Source organism: Streptomyces kryoterrae (genome assembly GCF_054072135.1).
Map to the genome: position 1 here is coordinate 1,726,413 of NZ_CM133358.1, position 16,505 is coordinate 1,742,917.

A 16,505-nucleotide genomic window follows, 5' to 3' on the forward strand; every position below is an offset into this window, starting at 1 on the left:
GGCGGGCGACAAGGTGCGGGACAAAGGTCGTCGGGGTGAGACATGAGGCGTGGGACATGAGGTGTGAGACATGGGGCGGAGGGAGCAGGAGGAACTAGAAGAGCGCCGGCCCCCGTTCGAAGTCCAGCAGCCGCTGCTTGCGCTCCAGACCGCCCCCGTACCCGGTGAGGCTGCCGTCGGCGCCGACCACCCGGTGGCAGGGCACGATGATGCCGACCGGGTTCTTGCCGTTGGCGAGGCCCACGGCACGGGATGCCTTCGGATTGCCGAGGGCGTCGGCGAGTTCGCCGTACGAGCGGGTCTCGCCGTACGGGATACGGCACAGCTGCTCCCAGACGCTGCGCTGGAAGTCGGTTCCGGGCAGGTGGAGTTCGAGGCTGAACTCCTTCAACTCGCCCGCGAAATAGGCCTTCAGCTGGTCGGTCACCTCCCCGAAGGGTGTGTCGTCGCGTGCGCCGAAGTTCTCCTCGGGTGGGCGGTGACGCTGGTCGAGCATGTAGAGACCACAGAGGATTCCGTCGTCGGCCACGAGGGTGAGGGGGCCGTACGGGCTGTCGATGACCGTGTGCTGTTTCACTGCTCTTCCTCACGTCCTTATACGCGTTATGCGCCTTGCACGTCTTATGCGGGGAGGTAGTTGATCGGGTGGCCGTCTGTCGCCCACAGATACTGGACCGCGTAGGCCCGCCACGGCCGCCAGGCCGCCGCGCGTGCGGTCAGTGCGGCCGGGGTCGACGGGAGGCCCAGCTCCTGGGCCGCGCGCCGGATTCCGAGGTCCGTGGGGAGAAACGCGTCGGGGTCGCCGAGGGCACGCATCGCGATGGCTTCGACGGTCCAGGGGCCGAAGCCGGGGAGGGCGAGGAGCCGGGCGCGGGCCTCCACCCAGTCACTCTCGACGCCCAAGTGAATTACGCCGTCGGCGAGTTGACCGACGAGGGTGGTGAAAGTGGTCCGCCGGGTGCGGGGCATCGCCAGGGACTCGGGGTCGAGGGCGGCCAGGGCCCGCGGGGTCGGGAAGAGGTGGGTGAGGCCACCCTCCGGATCGTCGACCGGATCGCCGTACGCCGTGACGAGACGGGCCGCGTGGGTACGGGCGGCGGCCGTGGAGACCTGCTGACCGAGCACCGCCCGTACGGCGAACTCCGCTTCGTCGACCGTACGCGGGACACGTCGCCCCGGGGCCTTCGCGACGAGGGGCGCCAGCACCGGATCCGTGCGCAACTGCTCGTCGACCGCGACCGGATCGGCGTCCAGGTCGAGCATCCGGCGGCACCGGCTGATGGCGACGGGCAGGTCGCGCAGGTCGCTGAGGGTGAGGCGGCACGCGATGTGGTCGGGTTTCGGGGTGAGGGCGGCGATGCCGTGTCCGTACGGGAGACGCAGGGTCCGGCGGTAGGCGCCGTCGCGCCATTCCTCCACGCCGGGTACGGCGGTCGCGGCGAGGTGGCCGAAGAGGTTGTCGGGGTTGAGCGGGACGCGGAAGGGGAGGCGGAGGTTCAGGGCGCCCGAGGTGCCGACGGACGTGCCCGTACCGCTCGGACGCACATCGGTGCGGGTCCTCTTGGTGGGTGTCCTCGGGAGGCGGTCGCGGAGTTCGCTCGGGGAGAGGGCGAAGACCTCGCGGACGGTGTCGTTGAAGGTGCGGATCGAGGCGAATCCGGCCGCGAAGGCGATCTCCGCCATGGGCATCGCGGTCGTCTCGACGAGGAGCCGCGCGGTCTGGGCCCGTTGGGCGCGGGCGAGGGCGAGCGGGCCGGCGCCCAGTTCGGCGAGGAGTTGCCGTTCGATCTGGCGGGTGCTGTAGCCGAGGCGGGTGGCGAGGCCGGGGACGCCCTCGCGGTCCACGATTCCGTCGCCGATCAGCCGCATCGCGCGGGCCACGAGGTCGGCGCGCTGGTTCCACTCCGGTGAGCCGGGGCTGGTGTCGGGCCGGCATCGCTTGCAGGCCCGGAAGCCGGCCTGCTGGCAGGCCGCCGCGCTCGGGTAGAAGGTCATGTTCTCGGGCTTGGGCGGCACCACCGGGCAGCTGGGCCGGCAGTAGATCCGGGTGGTCAGGACCGCCGTGAAGAACCAGCCGTCGAAGCGCGCGTCCTTGGACTGGACGGCACGTACGCAGTGCTCGGTGTCGGTGTGCATCGCGTTCCGCATACGTCCAGCATCGGCGATGGGCCGGAGCGGAGCTGGCGAAAATCCGACATCAAGGTGGCGTGTCCAGGGAGGCTCCGGATCACCTTCCCGTCAGGCAGGGGCTCGTCAGTGCATTGGCTCACCCACTCACCCACTGGCCTGGTCACCCCCGCCGTCAACAGTCGACGTGCCCCGCGAACGCCTCGAACGCCTGTTCGTCGAAGAGGACGAACCGCACCTCCTCGACCGCGGTCTCCGTGGCGCGCACGGTCTCCACCGCGATACGGGCCGCGTCCTCCATCGGCCACCCGAAGATGCCGGCGGAGACGGCCGGGAACGCCACCGTGCGGGCGCCGAGCTCGTCCGCCACCCTCAGCGACTCCCGGTAGCACGAGGCCAGCAGCGCCGACCGGTCCTCCTCGGGGAGGAATCGGGGTCCGACCGTGTGGATCACCCAACGCGCGTCCAGGTTGCCCGCGGTCGTGGCGACCGCCTTGCCGGTGGCCAGACCCTTGCCGTAGTGACCGGCGCGCAGCGCTCGGCAGGCCGCGAGGATCTCGGGACCGCCCCTGCGGTGGATCGCTCCGTCGACGCCTCCCCCACCCAGGAGTGAGGAATTCGCCGCGTTGACGATCGCGTCGGCACTCTGTCGGGTGATGTCGCCCTTGACAAGCACGATGGCGTTCATGATGACTGCCTCAGCCTTCTCCAGACGGCCTTCGCCGCGTTGTGCCCCGACATGCCGTGGACGCCGGGGCCCGGCGGGGTGGCCGAGGAGCAGATGAACACGGCCGGGTGCGGGGTGGCGTACGGGAACAGGGAGAGCCTGGGGCGCAGTACGAGCTGGAGGCCGCTGGCCGCGCCGGATCCGATGTCACCGCCGACGTAGTTGGCGTTGCGGGCCGCGAGTTGGGGCGGGCCGGCGGTCGCGCGGGCGAGGACCCGGTCGCGGAAGCCGGGGGCGAAGCGCTCCAGTTGGCGTTCGATGGCATCGGTGAGGTCGCCCGTCCAGCCGTTCGGGACGTGTCCGTAGGCCCAGAAGACCTGCTTGCCCTCGGGGGCCCTGGAGGGGTCGACGACGCTCGGCTGGACGGTGATCAGGAAGGGGGTGTCGGGTGCCTTGCCCTCGCGGGAGGCGGCGCGCAGGGCGGTGTCGATCTCGGCTCGGTTCGCGGCGACCTGGACGGTGGTCGCCCTGCGGGCCTCCGGCGCCGTCCAGGGCACGGGGCCGTCCAGCGCGTAGTCGATCTTGAAGACGCCCGCGCCGTAGCGATAGCGCTCGTAGTAGCCGCCGAAGCCCGCGATACGGGCCAGTGCGGTGGGTGAGGTGTCGAAGACGTACGCACGCGCGGGTGGCAGGTCGTCCAGCCGCTTGACCTCGTAGTCGGTGTGGACGGTGCCGCCGAGGTCCGTCAGATACGCGGTGAGCGCGTCGGAGATCGACTGGGAGCCGCCGCGGGCGACCGGCCAGCCGCGGGCGTGGGCCGCCAGGGCGAAGACCAGGCCGACGGCGCCGGTGGCGACCCCGCCCAGCGGGGCCATGACGTGTCCGACGAGGCCTGCGAACAGGGCTTTCGCCCGCTCGTCGCGGAAGCGGCGCATCAGCCAGGTCGAGGGCGGCAGGCCGACCAGGCCGAAGCGGGCGAGCGTGACCGGATCGCGGGGCAGCGAGGTCAGGGGCAGCGACATGAAGTCGTGCGCCAGCGTGTCCCACCTGCTGAGGAACGGTTCGACCAGCCTGCGGTACGCGCCCGCGTCCCGCGGCCCGAAGGAGGCGGCGGTCTCGGCCACGGAACGGGCCAGCACCGCGGCCGTGCCGTCCGGGAAGGGGTGGGCCATGGGCAGGTCGGCGTGCAGCCACTCCAGTCCGTACCTCGCCAGCGGCATCGCTCTGAACGCCGGGGAGTTGACGCCGAGCGGGTGCGCCGCCGAGCACGGGTCGTGCCGGAAGCCGGGCAGCGTCAGCTCCTCCGTTCGGGCGCCTCCGCCCACGGTGTCGCGCGCCTCGAAGACGGCCACGGAGAAGCCCCGGCGGGCCAGCTCCACGGCAGCCGTCAGCCCGTTGGGCCCTGCCCCCACCACGACCGCATCGAGCATCGACGGCACCTTCGGACTCCTTTGTCAGCCGACGGCCACTTCAGATCAGGATATGCCGGGACACCGACACTGCCCGGCGCGGGTAACCTCGGCCGGATGACGCGCCGTTTCCGCATCCAATCGCCCGGCGAGGACGCCGACGACACCGCCTGGCACTGGTTCGAGGTCGAGGACGACGGCTGGGTGCTGCGGCAGGCGGTGTTCGAGGCAGCACTGGAGATCCCGCGCTCGTGCGAGGCGCTCCAGAACTCCGACGGCACGGCCTCCGGCGGCGCTTCGATGGCCGCCGCGCAGGCCCAACTGGCCCTTGTGCGCGAGCGGTTCGGGCGCCTTGGCGTCCAGCTCTACCAGACCGTGTACGGGGCGTTCACCGAGGGCGCCGTGGAGGTGCCGCCGGAGGCGGTGGACGTGACCGAGCCGGAGTTCGAGCGGGCGTGGTCCACGGCCCTGCGGCATCGGCACCTGAGCCACTACGTCACCGGCCCGCTGCCGGAGGGCTCCCTGGTCACCGGCATGGTGTGCGCGCTGCCGTGGGGGCCGGGCCGGACGGGTCTGTTCGTCGACATCAACCTGCCGGTGGACGCCTTCGTGGACGTCGCCTGGCTGCCCTTCGACCCCGCGGACTGGCCGGCGGTGGGCACCGTGGCCGAGTTCGAGGTCGTCACCCTGCGCTTCAGCTCGGCCCGCCCGCAGATCAGGCTGCGCCCGACAGCAGCTCCGCCACCCGGTGAGCCGTGGCCGCGTCGCGCGCAGCGGTGAACGGCAGCACGTTGCCGCCGGTTATGCGGAACGGCTCGCCCGCGCGGGTCAGGTGGGCGCCGCCGGCCTCCTCGACGAGGAGGATGCCCGCGGCGTGGTCCCAGGCGGCCTCCCAGGAGAACGCGGTGGCGTCCAGCTCACCCCGGGCGATGGCCAGATACTCCAGGCCTGCCGAACCGCAGGCGCGCGGCCGGACGCCGTCCGTCCACAGGCCGAGCAGCGCGCGCTTCTGCTCGTCGGTCGTGTAGTCCGGGTGAGAGGTGGCCACCCGGAGGTCGCGGCCGGGCACGGGCGCGCCCGCGTGCAGGGGTGTGCCGTCGAGGAAGGCGCCCCGTCCGCGGATCGCTGTGGCGAGCTGGTCACGGGCCGCGGCGAACGTCCACGACGCGCGGACGACTCCACGGTGTGCGAGCGCGACGAGCGTGCAGAAGCCGGGGTCGCCGTGGACGAACTGCCGGGTGCCGTCCACGGGGTCGACGATCCAGACCGGCGCCTCGCCCTGTATCGCCTCGTACGAGGCGGGGTTGGCGTGCACGGCCTCCTCGCCGACCACGACGGAGCCGGGCAGCAGCTTGGGCAGCACTTCGGTGAGATACAGCTCGGCCTTGCGGTCGGCGTCGGTCACCAGGTCGTGCGGGCCGCTCTTCTGGTCGACCTCGTGGGCGGCGAGCTGCCGGAAGCGCGGCATGATCTCCGCGGCCGCCGCCTCACGGACCGCTTCTTCGACGTCGGACGCGTGCCGGGCGAGAAACTCTTCGATGGTTTCGTTTTCTTCGATCATGTCTCCATGAGAGCACGCGGCACTGACAATCCCTGCCGGGCCGGTGGACATGGGATGGAATCCGCCTGAAGACCGGGATTCGGACATCAGCGCCCGACCGCGTACCCCTGCATCCCCCGCGGATTCGCCGCCGCCGACAGGACTCCCGTCTCCGGGTCCCGGGCGACCGCGCACAGCCGGCCCTCGGACCAGTCGTCACCGATCGTCACGTCATGCCCCCGGCGGCGCAGCTCCTCGATCACCTCGTCCGGCATGCGGGCCTCCACGGTGACGCTGCCCGTGCGCATGCCGCGCGGGTAGAACGAACCCGGGAAGCTGTCGTTGTGCCAGTTCGGGGCGTCGATCGCGCCCTGGAGGTCCAGGCCGCCGCGCACCTCGGGGCGCAGGGCGACCGCGAGGAAGAAGTGCAGCTGCCACTGGTCCTGCTGGTCCCCGCCGGGCGTGCCGAAGGCCAGCACCGGCACTCCGTCGCGCAGCGCGACGGAGGGGGTGAGGGTGGTCCGGGGGCGACGGCCGGGGGTGAGGGAGTTCGGCAGGCCCTCCTCCAGCCAGGCCATCTGGAGCCGGGTGCCGAGGGGGAAGCCCAGTTCGGGTACGACGGGGTTGGACTGGAGCCAGCCGCCGCTGGGCGTGGCCGCGACCATGTTGCCCCACCGGTCGACGACGTCGAGGTGGCAGGTGTCGCCCCGGGTGGAGCCGTCGGCGGCGATCTCGGGCTCGCCGGGCACGGCTGAGGTCGGGTGCCTGGCGACGGTCGGCTCACCGGCCCCCGGAGCGCTGAATCCGGGCTCGTCCGTGGCCGCCACGCGCGCGTGGGCGCACAGTCGCGGAGTGCGCCCGCCCGGGCCGCCGGGCCGTAGCTCGTACGAGGCCTTGTCTCCTACCAGCATCCGCCGGTCGGCGTTGTAGGCGTCGGACAGCAGTTCGCCGAGCGGCACATCGGCTCCGCCGGACGCGTCCCCGTACCAGGCTTCCCGGTCCGCCATGACGAGCTTGCAGCCCTCGATCAGAAGGTGGACGTAGTCGGCGGACCCGTATGCGGGCAGCTCGGGCGGGAGCAGCGCGAGCTGCTGGAGGAGGGCCGGGCCCTGGCTCCAGGGGCCGGCCTTGCAGAGGGTCCAGCCGTGCCAGTCGTAGGTCGCCGGGGCCTCGTAGGACGCGGACCAGGAGGCGAGGTCGGTGGCTGTCAGGGTGCCGGTGTGGTGCGTGCCGCTGGTGTCGAGGGTGGGCCGCGCGGACTGCCGTACGAGCGCCTCGGCGATGAAGCCGGTGCGCCACACCTCCCGTGCCGCCTCGACCTGGGCGACACGGTCCCCGGCTCCGGCCACCTCGGCGAGGAGCCGCTTCCAGGTGGCGGCCAGCGCGGGATTGCGGAACAGCCGGCCGGGCCGCGGCGCCTGTCCATCGGGCAGGTACACGTCCGCGGAGGAGGTCCACTCCGTCTCGAACAGTTCCCGTACGGTCTCCACGGTCGCGCCGACGCTCTCCACGGGCGCGTGCCCGTCCTCGGCGTACCCGATGGCGTACTTGAGGACGTCCGCGAGCGGCTTGGTGCCGTGGTCGCGGAGGAGGAGCATCCACGCGTCGAAGGCACCGGGCACTGCGGCGGCGAGGGGTCCGGTGCCGGGTACGAGATCGAGCCCCAGTCCCCGGTAGTGCGCGACCGTGGCCCCGGCGGGCGCGACGCCCTGCCCGCACAGCACCCGCACCTCGCCGCCGGCCGGGGCGATGATGATCGGTACCTCACCGGCGGGCCCGTTGAGATGCGGTTCGACGACGTGCAGGACGAAGCCCGCGGCGACGGCGGCGTCGTACGCGTTTCCGCCGGTCTCCAGAACGGCCATCGCCGACTGCGAGGCCAGCCAGTGCGTGGAGGACACCATCCCGAAGGTGCCCTGGAGCGTGGGTCGGGTGGTGAACACGGGCGGCTCCTTCACTGCGGCACACGATCCGATGATCGTACGTACCCCGCTCCGCGCCCCCGGCACACCGCCCGCGCCGGCTCGCCTCCCGGCTACGGCCGACGCCGTCCCGCCGTCAGTACGTGTCCGCTCGCGCCGAGCAGCGTCGGCTCGGACTCGATGCGGCGGGTCGCGGACAGGACGGCCTCGCGGCGTTCCGGGTCGTCCAGCCACTGCTCGACGCCGCCCATCAGCCAGGCGACGCCCTCCAGCCCGTACTGGCCTTCCGGGACGAGTCCGGCCTCGCTGAACTCGGCCGGTACCTCGGTCGGTTCGGCGAGATAGGCGGTCGTGAAGGTGCCGTGGTCCGTGCCGTGTCTGCCGTGGGTGCTGACGTCGTCGGTACGGGCCCGGTGCGCCGGATCGAAGTAGAGCTCCTGCCGCAGCAGACCGTGCAGCGCGGTATGGCGGTTGATGGTGGCCGCGACGACCAGTCCCCCAGGCCGGACCACCCGGTGCGCCTCAGCCAACGCCCTTACCCGGTCCGGTCGTTCGGGCAGGTGGTACAGCGGTCCGAGGATCAGGACCACGTCGCAGGACGCGTCCTCCGCGGGCAGCGCACGGGCGTCCCCGAGCCGCACGGTGACGCCGGGCAACCGTCCCGCCTGGTCCACGTGCAGCGGCACGGGGTCGACGAGCTCGACCTCGTACCCGTCCCGCGCAAGCCACTCCGCGTGCACCCCGCTGCCCCCGCCGACGTCGAGCACGCGCGCGGGGGGCGCGGGCAGCAGCCGCCGGAGCACGTCCTGGGTCCGCCAGAACTCCAGCCGTCCGGAACCCCGCCGGATCCGGGCGTCCTCCTTGCCGCGCGCGTAGTAGGCGAGGATCTCCTCGGGCACGGCGGGGAGGTCGACAGTCGTGCCGTCCGTGGCGGGCGATGTGTAGGACATGCGTCAAGGCTCCGGACGGGCGCGGAACAGCGCAAGCCGTTATCGGTGTGCCCGTCTCATCACCTATGGGAGCTTCGCGGAGATATCTGGCATCGATAGCGAATGGGGCGTCATCGACGCCGATTTGCGCATTCCGACGGACAGTCCGGGCGGCCGACAACAAGTGACGGTCATCGCACAGCCACGGAGCGAGTTCCTACTTCCGCCCCACAGGCAGTCATGTGACACTGGCGTCCCGTCCGGAGTGCGGACCCCCTTCCGCACCGTCCCCCACGAGAAGTGCGCCTTGAGCCTTCCTCTGCCGCTCGCACTCACCACCCGCCTGGCGCCCGTCGCCGTGCTCGCCACGGCCGGCTGGGCGCTGTCATCGGGGCCGCTCGCCGCGGCGCCGACCGACACCCACGAGGCGGCGGCCACCACGGGCGCGTCCGCATCGCCCACCGCGCCCTCGACCTCGGCGGCGGCGAAGACCTTCACCGCCGCGCCCGCACCCTGCTCGGCCGTGACCCCGGGGACGGTCAAGTCCCTTGTCCCGGGCGCCAAGGCGGCCGGCAAGGAGATCCCGTCGACGGACACGGACGCACGCCGCACCTGCTCCTGGAACGCGCTCAAGGGGTACGACTACCGCTGGCTCGACGTGTCGTTCGAGCTGTCCGACACGGACGCGGCGGCGGAGAAGACGTACCAGGACCGCCTGACGGAGAAGAGCGGCGGCGGGGTGGTGCCTGGGCTCGGTGACGCCGCCTATTCCGTCGTGAACCTCACCACCGAGGACAAGCAGCAGACCCGCGAGGGCGTGGTGCTGGTCCGCGCGTCGAACGCGCTGGTGGTGATCACGTACAACGGCAGTGACTTCGAGTCGAAGAAGGCGCCCAGCACGGATGTGATCAACAAGGGCGCCATCAAGGCCGCCCGGGACGCCGTGGCAGCGCTGGAGGGCGGCCGGTAGAACCGGCCGCCCTCCAGGGCACGTACAGGGTCAGACCGTGGCCGTCTCCTTCACCTCGTCCCGCCCCTTCCCGGTCGCCAGCATCAGCGCCAGGTAGAGCACCATCGAGGTGCCCAGGCCCACGGCCCAGCCGTAGTCCGCGAGTGAGGACAGTGCCGGGATGGGCCGTCCGTCGATCAGCGGGTGGAAGTCGGCACCGCCGACGGCCAGTACGCCGCCGACCAGGAAGGCGACGACCGCCCGCCAGTTCCAGCCGTTGTCGTACCAGTAGCGTCCGCCCGCCCGGTAGAGGTCGGCGAGGTCGAGCTTGCCGCGGCGCAGGATCCAGTAGTCGGCGATGAGGATGCCGGCGACCGTGCCGAGGAGACCGCCGACCAGGCCGAGCCAGGTGAAGATGTAGCCCTGCGGGTCGGAGTACAGCTTCCACGGGAAAATCAGGACGCCGAGGACGCAGGTGGTGAGCGCGCCGGCCCGGAAGCTGATCCTGCGCGGCGCGATGTTGGAGAAGTCGAAGGCCGGCGAGACCAGGTTGGCCGCGACGTTCACGGACAGGGTCGCCACCAGCACGGTGACCAGGGCGAACAGCAGCCCGAAGACGTTGTCGGTCTTGGCGGCGAGCTGTACCGGGTCCCAGATGGCCTCGCCGTACACGGCCTGCGAGCCCGAGGTGACCATGACGGACAGGAACGCGAACAGGGTCATCGTGGTCGGCAGACCGAGCGCCTGTCCCCACGTCTGGGCCTTCTGGCTCTTGCCGTACCGCGTGAAGTCCGGGATGTTCAGGGACAGCGTGGACCAGAAGCCGATCATGCCCATGAGGGCGGGCGCGAAGATCTTCCAGAAGTCCGCGCCGTAGCCCAGCTTGGAGGGCTGGTCGAGGAGCGGGCCGAAGCCGCCGGCCTTGCTCGCCATCCACCACAGCATCACGCCGGCGCCGAGGAGCACGAAGGGCGCGGCCCAGTTCTCGAACCGGCGGATGGTCTCCATTCCCCGGTAGATGATGGCGACCTGGATCGCCCAGAAGATGGCGAAGGACAGCCACATCGTCCAGGCGTAGCCGCCGATGTGCGAGGCGTTCGCCCAGCCGTCGCCGATGAGCTTTCCGGCGAGGAAGTAGATCGCCTCGCCGCCGATCCAGGTCTGGATGCCGAACCAGCCGCACGCCACCAACGCCCGCACGACAGCCGGGAGGTTGGCGCCGCGCACCCCGAAGGAGGCGCGGGCGAAGACGGGGAAGGGGATGCCGTACTTCGGCCCGGCGTGCCCGGTGAGCAGCATCGGGATGAGCACGATCACGTTCGCCAGGGCGATCGTGAGCACGGCCTGCTTCCAGTCCATGCCCACGGCGATCAGACCCGAAGCGAGGGTCCAGGAGGCCGTGTTGTGGGCCATGCCCACCCAGAGGGCCGAGAAGTTGTACGTGTTCCAGGTGCGCTTCTCGACCGGAACCGGCAGAAGGTCCTCGTTGGCGTACGGCCCGCTGGGAACGGGCGCGTCGGGGGAGATCTCCACCCGGCCGTCGGGGAGGGTGAGTTGGGAGGACGGCGGTATGGCCGTGGGAGCGGTGTCGGTCATGGGCAGGCCAATCAATGAGGTGGGTCGGGAAAGGCCGTGCGGGTGGCGCGTTGGGGGATGCGCACAGGACACCCGGAGGTGTCCTGACCCCCTCCCCGGCTACCTGAACGCCGGGGAAGGGGAGTTGGTGGGTGCGTAACACAGCGACGAGTTCGGGTACGTCAGGCGTTGACGGCCGGGATCACCGTCGACCCGTAGGCGTCGATGACGGCTTCCTGGGCGTCGTGCATGTCGTAGACGGCGAACTGGTCGACGCCGAGCTCACGCAGCTTGTTGAGCTTCTCGATGTGCATCTCGGGGGTGCCGATGACGCAGAACCGGTCGACGATCTCGTCGGGCACGAACTGGGTGTCGGGGTTGTCGGCCCGTCCGTGGTGGGAGTAGTCGTAGCCCTCGCGGGCCTTGATGTAGTCGGTGAGTTCCTCGGGTACGGCGGCGGAGTGCTCGCCGTACTTCGACACCAGGTCGGCGACGTGGTTGCCGACCATCCCGCCGAACCAGCGGCACTGGTCGCGGGCGTGGGCGAGCGCCTCGGGCGAGTCGTCCTCGGTGATGTACGCGGGGGCGGCGACGCAGATCTTCACCTCGGACGGGTCACGTCCGGCGGCGACGGCGGCGTCCTTGACCGTCTTGACCATGTACTCGGTCAGATAGAGGTCGGAGAGCTGGAGGATGAACCCGTCGGCCTCCTCGCCGGTCATCTTGAGCGCCTTGGGGCCGTACGCGGCCATCCAGACGGGGAGTTCGGCGCCCGGCCGCACCCACGGGAACTTGATGACCGTGCCGCCGAGGTCGGCCTCGTCGCCCCGGCCGAGCGAGCGGATGACCTTCATCGCGCCGCTGATCCGGGCCAGCGTGTTGGGCGTACGGCCGGCGACGCGCATCGCGGAGTCGCCGCGGCCGATGCCGCACACCGTGCGGTTGCCGAACATGTCGTTGAGGGTGGCGAAGGTGGAGGCGGTGACCTCCCAGGTGCGGGTGCCCGGGTTGGTGACCATCGGTCCGACCGTCAGCTTCTCGGTGCTGGACAGAATCTGACTGTAGATCACGAACGGTTCCTGCCACAGCACGGCGGAGTCGAAGGTCCAGCCGTACGTGAAGCCGTTGCCCTCGGCGCGCTGCATCAGCTCGATGACACGCGAGGCCGGCGGGTCGGTCTGCAGGACGAGGCCGAAGTCCATGAGCGATGCTCCTAGTTCAGATCAGGTACTGACAGGTGGAGCGGGGGGTGTAGACGCCGTGACCCGCGCGCCCGGTGAACTCCCGCTCGGTGATGACGAGTTCGCCGCGCGAGAGGACGGTCTCGACGCGGCCGGTGAGCCGCTTGCCCTCGTACGCCGAGTAGTCGACGTTCATGTGGTGCGTCTCGGCGGAGACGATCTGCTCGGCCGTGGGGTCGTAGATGACGATGTCCGCGTCGGCGCCCGGGGCGATGGTGCCCTTCTTCGGGTAGAGGCCGAACATCCGGGCCGGGGTGGCGCAGGCGATCTCGATCCAGCGGCGGCGGCTGATGTGCCCGTCGACGACGCCTTGGTGAAGGAGGTCCATGCGGTTCTCGACGCCCGGGAGCCCGTTGGGGATCTTCGAGAAGTCGCCCCGGCCCAGCTCCTTCTGGCCCTCGAAGCAGAACGGGCAGTGGTCCGTGGAGACGACCTGGAGGTCGTTGGTCCGCAGGCCTCGCCAGAGCGCGGCCTGGTGGTCCTTGGGCCGAAGGGGCGTGCTGCACACGTACTTCGCGCCCTCGAAGTCCGGCTCCGCGAGGTTGTCGGTGGACAGGAACAGGTACTGCGGGCAGGTCTCGCCGAAGACGTTGAGCCCCTCGTCGCGTGCCCGTGCCAGCTCGGCGACCGCCTCCTGCGCCGAGACGTGGACGACGTACAGGGGCGCGCCCGCGACCTGCGCGAGCTTGATGGCTCGGTGGGTGGCCTCGGCTTCGAGGAGGGCCTTGCGGACCTCGCCGTGGTAGCGGGGGTCGGTCTCGCCGCGGGCCAGCGCCTGTTCGACGAGGACGTCGATCGCGATGCCGTTCTCGGCGTGCATCATGATCAGGCCGCCGTTCTCGGCGGAGCGCTGCATGGCGCGCAGGATCTGGCCGTCGTCGCTGTAGAAGACGCCCGGGTAGGCCATGAACTGCTTGAAGGAGGTGACGCCCTCCTCGACCAGCAGGTCCATCTCCTTGAGCGTGTCCTGGTTCACGTCGGAGACGATCATGTGGAAGGCGTAGTCGATGGCGCAGTTGCCGTCGGCCTTGGCGTTCCAGGTGTCGAGTCCGTCGCGCAGCGACTGGCCGACGCTCTGCACGGCGAAGTCGATGATCGTGGTCGTACCGCCCCAGGCGGCGGCCCGGGTGCCGGTCTCGAAGGTGTCCGAGGCGGCCGTACCGCCGAACGGCAGTTCCATGTGGGTGTGCGCGTCGACACCGCCGGGGATGACGTACTTCCCGGTGGCGTCTATGGTCCGCTCGGCCGTCCAGGCCTCGGCGGCCGCGGTTCCGCTCGCCGCGAGGGCGACGATACGGCCGCCCTCGATCAGGACGTCGGCATGGATCTCGTCGGACGCGGTGATGACGAGGCCACCCCGGATGACGGTACGGCTGCTCATGAGATTACGCTCCGCTGGGTTGTGTCGAGAAGTGCGGGTCGTGTGTGGTGGGTCGCGCGGTGCCCCGCGCCCCTCGAGGGCGCGGGTACCGACGGTCGACTTGCTACGGCGCGGTCAGCGGTCCGTACGCATCCGGGCGGCGGTCGCGGAAGAACTGCCAGCGGTCGCGGACCTCGCGCAGCTTGGCCAGGTCCAGGTCGCGGACGACGAGTTCGGTCTCCTTGTCGCTCGCCACCTCGCCGACGAACTGCGCCTCCGGGTCCACGAAGTACGAGGTCCCGTAGAAGTCGTTGTCGCCGAGTTCCTCGACACCGACCCGGTTGATCGCGCCGACGAAGTACTCGTTGGCGACGGCCGCCGCGGGCTGCTCCAGCTGCCACAGGTAGGCGGACAGACCGCGCGAGGTGGCCGACGGGTTGAAGACGATCTCGGCGCCTTCGAGGCCCAGCGCACGCCAGCCCTCCGGGAAGTGCCGGTCGTAGCAGATGTAGACGCCGATCTTGCCGACGGCCGTGTCGAAGATCGGCCAGCCGGCGTTGCCCGGGCGGAAGTAGAACTTCTCCCAGAAGCCTGCGACCTGCGGAATGTGGTGCTTGCGGTACTTGCCGAGGTACGAGCCGTCGGCGTCGATCACGGCGGCCGTGTTGTAGAGGACGCCGGGCTGCTCCTCCTCGTACATCGGCAGGACGAGGACGATGCCCAGTTCCCTGGCGAGCGCCTGGAAGCGCTTGACGATCGGGCCGTCCGGGATCTGCTCGGCGTACTCGTAGAACGCCTTGTCCTGGACCTGGCAGAAGTAGGGGCCGTAGAACAGCTCCTGGAAGCACATGACTTGAGCACCCTGGGCCGCGGCGTCGCGGACCGCCTGCTCGTGGACCTGGATCATCGACTCCTTGTCGCCCGTCCAGGCAGTCTGGAAAATGGCGGCGCGAATCACCCTGCTCATCGGGACCTCCGGTCACTCGGTGTACGGCGAGCCTAGGAAGCCCGGAGAGCGGGTTTGAGTTGCACGGTGTCACGCCTGCGGACGTCCGGCGTTCCACGGTGTCACCCTGCCGTCTGCCCATGTTTCACCACTGTTTTCCCTGGTCCTCTGATGTTTCGGAGCGGTAAGACGGAGCGCTGGAGAGAGCGGTCATCGGCCTTGCTGGGCGTCGTGTGCGAGGAGCGCGATATGCACGGACGCGGCCTGCTCGAAGTCGTCGAGATCGAGGCCGAGCCGCGTCTCTATCGCCTCCAGCCGCCGGTAGAGCGCGGGCCGTGAGACATGATGCAGTTGCGCGGTGCGTGACTTGTTGCGCCCGGTGGCGAGATAGGTCCGCAGCACGGGCAGCAGTTCCGACTCGCCCTCGGTCCCGCACAGCAGCCCGTCCAGCTCGCGCTCCGCGAACGCCTGCACGTGCGGATCGTCCCGCAGCAGCCTGACCAGCCCGCGCAGCCGTACGTCCCGCAGGTGCACCAGCACCGGCAGCTCCGGCCCCGCCGGTGTGTCCGCGACGGCGGCGGCGACGTGGAGTGCCTCACGCAGTCCGGTGGGTACGTCGTCCCAGTTGGCGAGCGCCTCGGCGGCGGCCACGACGGTCCGGCCCCCGCCGGTCTCCGTGCGCAGCCGGAGCGCGAAGTGCGCGGCGAGTGCCTTGGCGTCCTGGTCCCGGGCGAGGCTCAGCAGCACGGCGGTGGCGTCGTCGGCCAGCTCGGCGACCAGCCCCGGCAGCCCCAACAGCCGCAGTACGCGGTCGAGTTCGGCGGGATCGCCGTCCCGTACGACGAGCGGCACGAAGGTCCGCCGGTTGACGGGCAGCCCGGCGGCCCGCGCCCGCGGAAGCAGTTGCCGGGCCGGTACGACTCCGCTCACCAGGTCCGTCAGCAGGCTCTGCGCGGACTGCTCCTCCCAGGTGTGCACGGAGCCCCCGAGCATGCGGTGCAGGACGAGTGCCTCGGCGGCCCGGTCGGCGAGCAGCCGTCCGGTGGCGGCGTCACCGCGGTACCCGCAGAGCACGATCCGCCCCCAGCGTTCCCCGCGCCCGCCCAGCTCGGCCCGGATCCACCCGTCGCCCTCGCTCCCGCCGGCCTGCCGGGAGATGCGCTCCCAGTCCCGCAGCACGTCGTCCACGGCCGACCGCTCCCCCGATGTGGCGAGGACCCGATGGGCGAGGTTGGTGACGACGACGGGACAGGCACTGTGCGAGGCGACCTCGTCGAGGAGGTGCTGCAGCGGGGCGCCGGAGGTGATGAGCCCCGTGAGAGCGGTCCGCACCGTCTCGGACAGGCTCACGGCGGCGAACTTCCGCCGCACCAGCCGGGACTGGACCTCTTCCGTCAACTCCGCGAAGGGGAACGGCCGGTGGAGCACCACCATCGGCAGCCCGCACCGCTCGGCAGCGCGCCGCATCACGTCCGGCGGCGCCGGGAAGGCACGGCCGAGCCCGAGCACGACGGCGGCGGCCTCCGCCCGGTGCAGCGAGCGGATGTACTCGACCTGGGCCTCCTCGTCCCCGGCGAGCAGCACCCCGGTCGTGAGGATCATCTCGCCGCCACTGAGCATCACGCCGACGTCGGCGGCCTCGGCGACATGCACCCAGCGCACGGCCCGGTCGAGCTGGCCGGCGCCGGCCACCACCTCGGGCTCGCCCGCGAGCACCCGTTCCAGGCCGAGGACCTGGCGGACCGACAGGGCGGGTTCCAAGGTGGTGGTCGTGAGCATGACGGTCTTCCCCTTTTTCTGTGGCTCGGTTCGCCTCCGGGGCGCTCGCCCTTACTCAGGT

At 70.9% G+C, this 16,505-nt stretch carries 14 protein-coding genes; 2 read left to right on the forward strand and 12 right to left on the reverse strand.

Annotated elements, in window-relative coordinates:
* Positions 1-94: 94 nt before the first annotated feature.
* From ACW4TU_RS07145 to ACW4TU_RS07160, 4 genes are all read right to left on the reverse strand, one after another.
* On the reverse strand, positions 95-577 hold the full coding sequence (locus ACW4TU_RS07145; RefSeq protein ID WP_457425741.1) for a methylated-DNA--[protein]-cysteine S-methyltransferase: 483 nt from the start codon (positions 575-577) through the stop codon (positions 95-97).
* 44 nt (positions 578-621) lie between these two features.
* Positions 622-2,148: an AlkA N-terminal domain-containing protein gene (locus ACW4TU_RS07150; RefSeq protein WP_457425743.1), complete on the reverse strand. Its 1,527-nt coding sequence runs from the start codon at positions 2,146-2,148 to the stop codon at positions 622-624.
* Positions 2,149-2,302: 154 nt separating this feature from the next.
* Entirely contained in the window at positions 2,303-2,815 is a 513-nt protein-coding gene (locus ACW4TU_RS07155; protein ID WP_457425745.1) for an O-acetyl-ADP-ribose deacetylase, read from the reverse strand.
* The gene (locus tag ACW4TU_RS07160; RefSeq protein ID WP_457425747.1) at positions 2,812-4,224 is read right to left on the reverse strand and encodes a phytoene desaturase family protein; all 1,413 of its coding nucleotides are present in this window, start codon (positions 4,222-4,224) and stop codon (positions 2,812-2,814) included. Before ACW4TU_RS07160 ends, ACW4TU_RS07155 begins: the two co-directional genes overlap by 4 nt.
* Positions 4,225-4,320: 96 nt before the next feature.
* Here ACW4TU_RS07160 and ACW4TU_RS07165 point away from each other — a divergent pair, with 96 nt between their 5' ends.
* Positions 4,321-4,983: a hypothetical protein gene (locus tag ACW4TU_RS07165; RefSeq protein ID WP_457425749.1), complete on the forward strand. Its 663-nt coding sequence runs from the start codon at positions 4,321-4,323 to the stop codon at positions 4,981-4,983.
* On the opposite strand, the gene ACW4TU_RS07170 is transcribed toward ACW4TU_RS07165, so the two are convergent.
* The 3 genes from ACW4TU_RS07170 to ACW4TU_RS07180 form a co-directional block, all read right to left on the reverse strand.
* On the reverse strand, positions 4,919-5,764 hold the full coding sequence (locus tag ACW4TU_RS07170) for an inositol monophosphatase family protein (protein WP_457425751.1): 846 nt from the start codon (positions 5,762-5,764) through the stop codon (positions 4,919-4,921). The two genes, ACW4TU_RS07165 and ACW4TU_RS07170, sit on opposite strands and share 65 nt — an antisense overlap.
* An 86-nt stretch (positions 5,765-5,850) precedes the next feature.
* Positions 5,851-7,686, reverse strand: a complete 1,836-nt coding sequence (locus ACW4TU_RS07175) for a gamma-glutamyltransferase family protein (RefSeq protein WP_457425753.1) — start codon at positions 7,684-7,686, stop codon at positions 5,851-5,853.
* A 92-nt stretch (positions 7,687-7,778) separates the two neighbouring features.
* The gene (locus tag ACW4TU_RS07180) at positions 7,779-8,615 is read right to left on the reverse strand and encodes a class I SAM-dependent methyltransferase (protein ID WP_457425755.1); all 837 of its coding nucleotides are present in this window, start codon (positions 8,613-8,615) and stop codon (positions 7,779-7,781) included.
* A gap of 286 nt (positions 8,616-8,901) precedes the next feature.
* Between ACW4TU_RS07180 and ACW4TU_RS07185 the strand changes: the two genes are divergently transcribed.
* Entirely contained in the window at positions 8,902-9,564 is a 663-nt protein-coding gene (locus ACW4TU_RS07185) for a hypothetical protein (protein ID WP_457425757.1), read from the forward strand.
* A 30-nt stretch (positions 9,565-9,594) separates the two neighbouring features.
* Here ACW4TU_RS07185 and ACW4TU_RS07190 read toward each other — a convergent pair whose 3' ends face one another.
* From ACW4TU_RS07190 to ACW4TU_RS07210, 5 genes are all read right to left on the reverse strand, one after another.
* Positions 9,595-11,139 carry an NCS1 family nucleobase:cation symporter-1 gene (locus ACW4TU_RS07190; protein WP_457425759.1) on the reverse strand — a complete coding sequence of 515 codons (1,545 nt, stop codon included), beginning with the start codon at positions 11,137-11,139 and terminating at the stop codon, positions 9,595-9,597.
* A gap of 161 nt (positions 11,140-11,300) precedes the next feature.
* The gene (locus ACW4TU_RS07195) at positions 11,301-12,320 is read right to left on the reverse strand and encodes a TIGR03842 family LLM class F420-dependent oxidoreductase (RefSeq protein WP_164319271.1); all 1,020 of its coding nucleotides are present in this window, start codon (positions 12,318-12,320) and stop codon (positions 11,301-11,303) included.
* A 16-nt stretch (positions 12,321-12,336) separates the two neighbouring features.
* Complete coding sequence (gene hydA, locus ACW4TU_RS07200) at positions 12,337-13,740, reverse strand: dihydropyrimidinase (protein WP_457425761.1); 1,404 nt, start codon at positions 13,738-13,740, stop codon at positions 12,337-12,339.
* 103 nt (positions 13,741-13,843) lie between these two features.
* Positions 13,844-14,686 (reverse strand): nitrilase-related carbon-nitrogen hydrolase, encoded by an 843-nt coding sequence (locus ACW4TU_RS07205; protein ID WP_164319275.1) that lies wholly within the window; start codon positions 14,684-14,686, stop codon positions 13,844-13,846.
* Between the two features lie 189 nt (positions 14,687-14,875).
* On the reverse strand, positions 14,876-16,444 hold the full coding sequence (locus tag ACW4TU_RS07210; protein ID WP_457425764.1) for a PucR family transcriptional regulator: 1,569 nt from the start codon (positions 16,442-16,444) through the stop codon (positions 14,876-14,878).
* Positions 16,445-16,505: the final 61 nt, after the last annotated feature.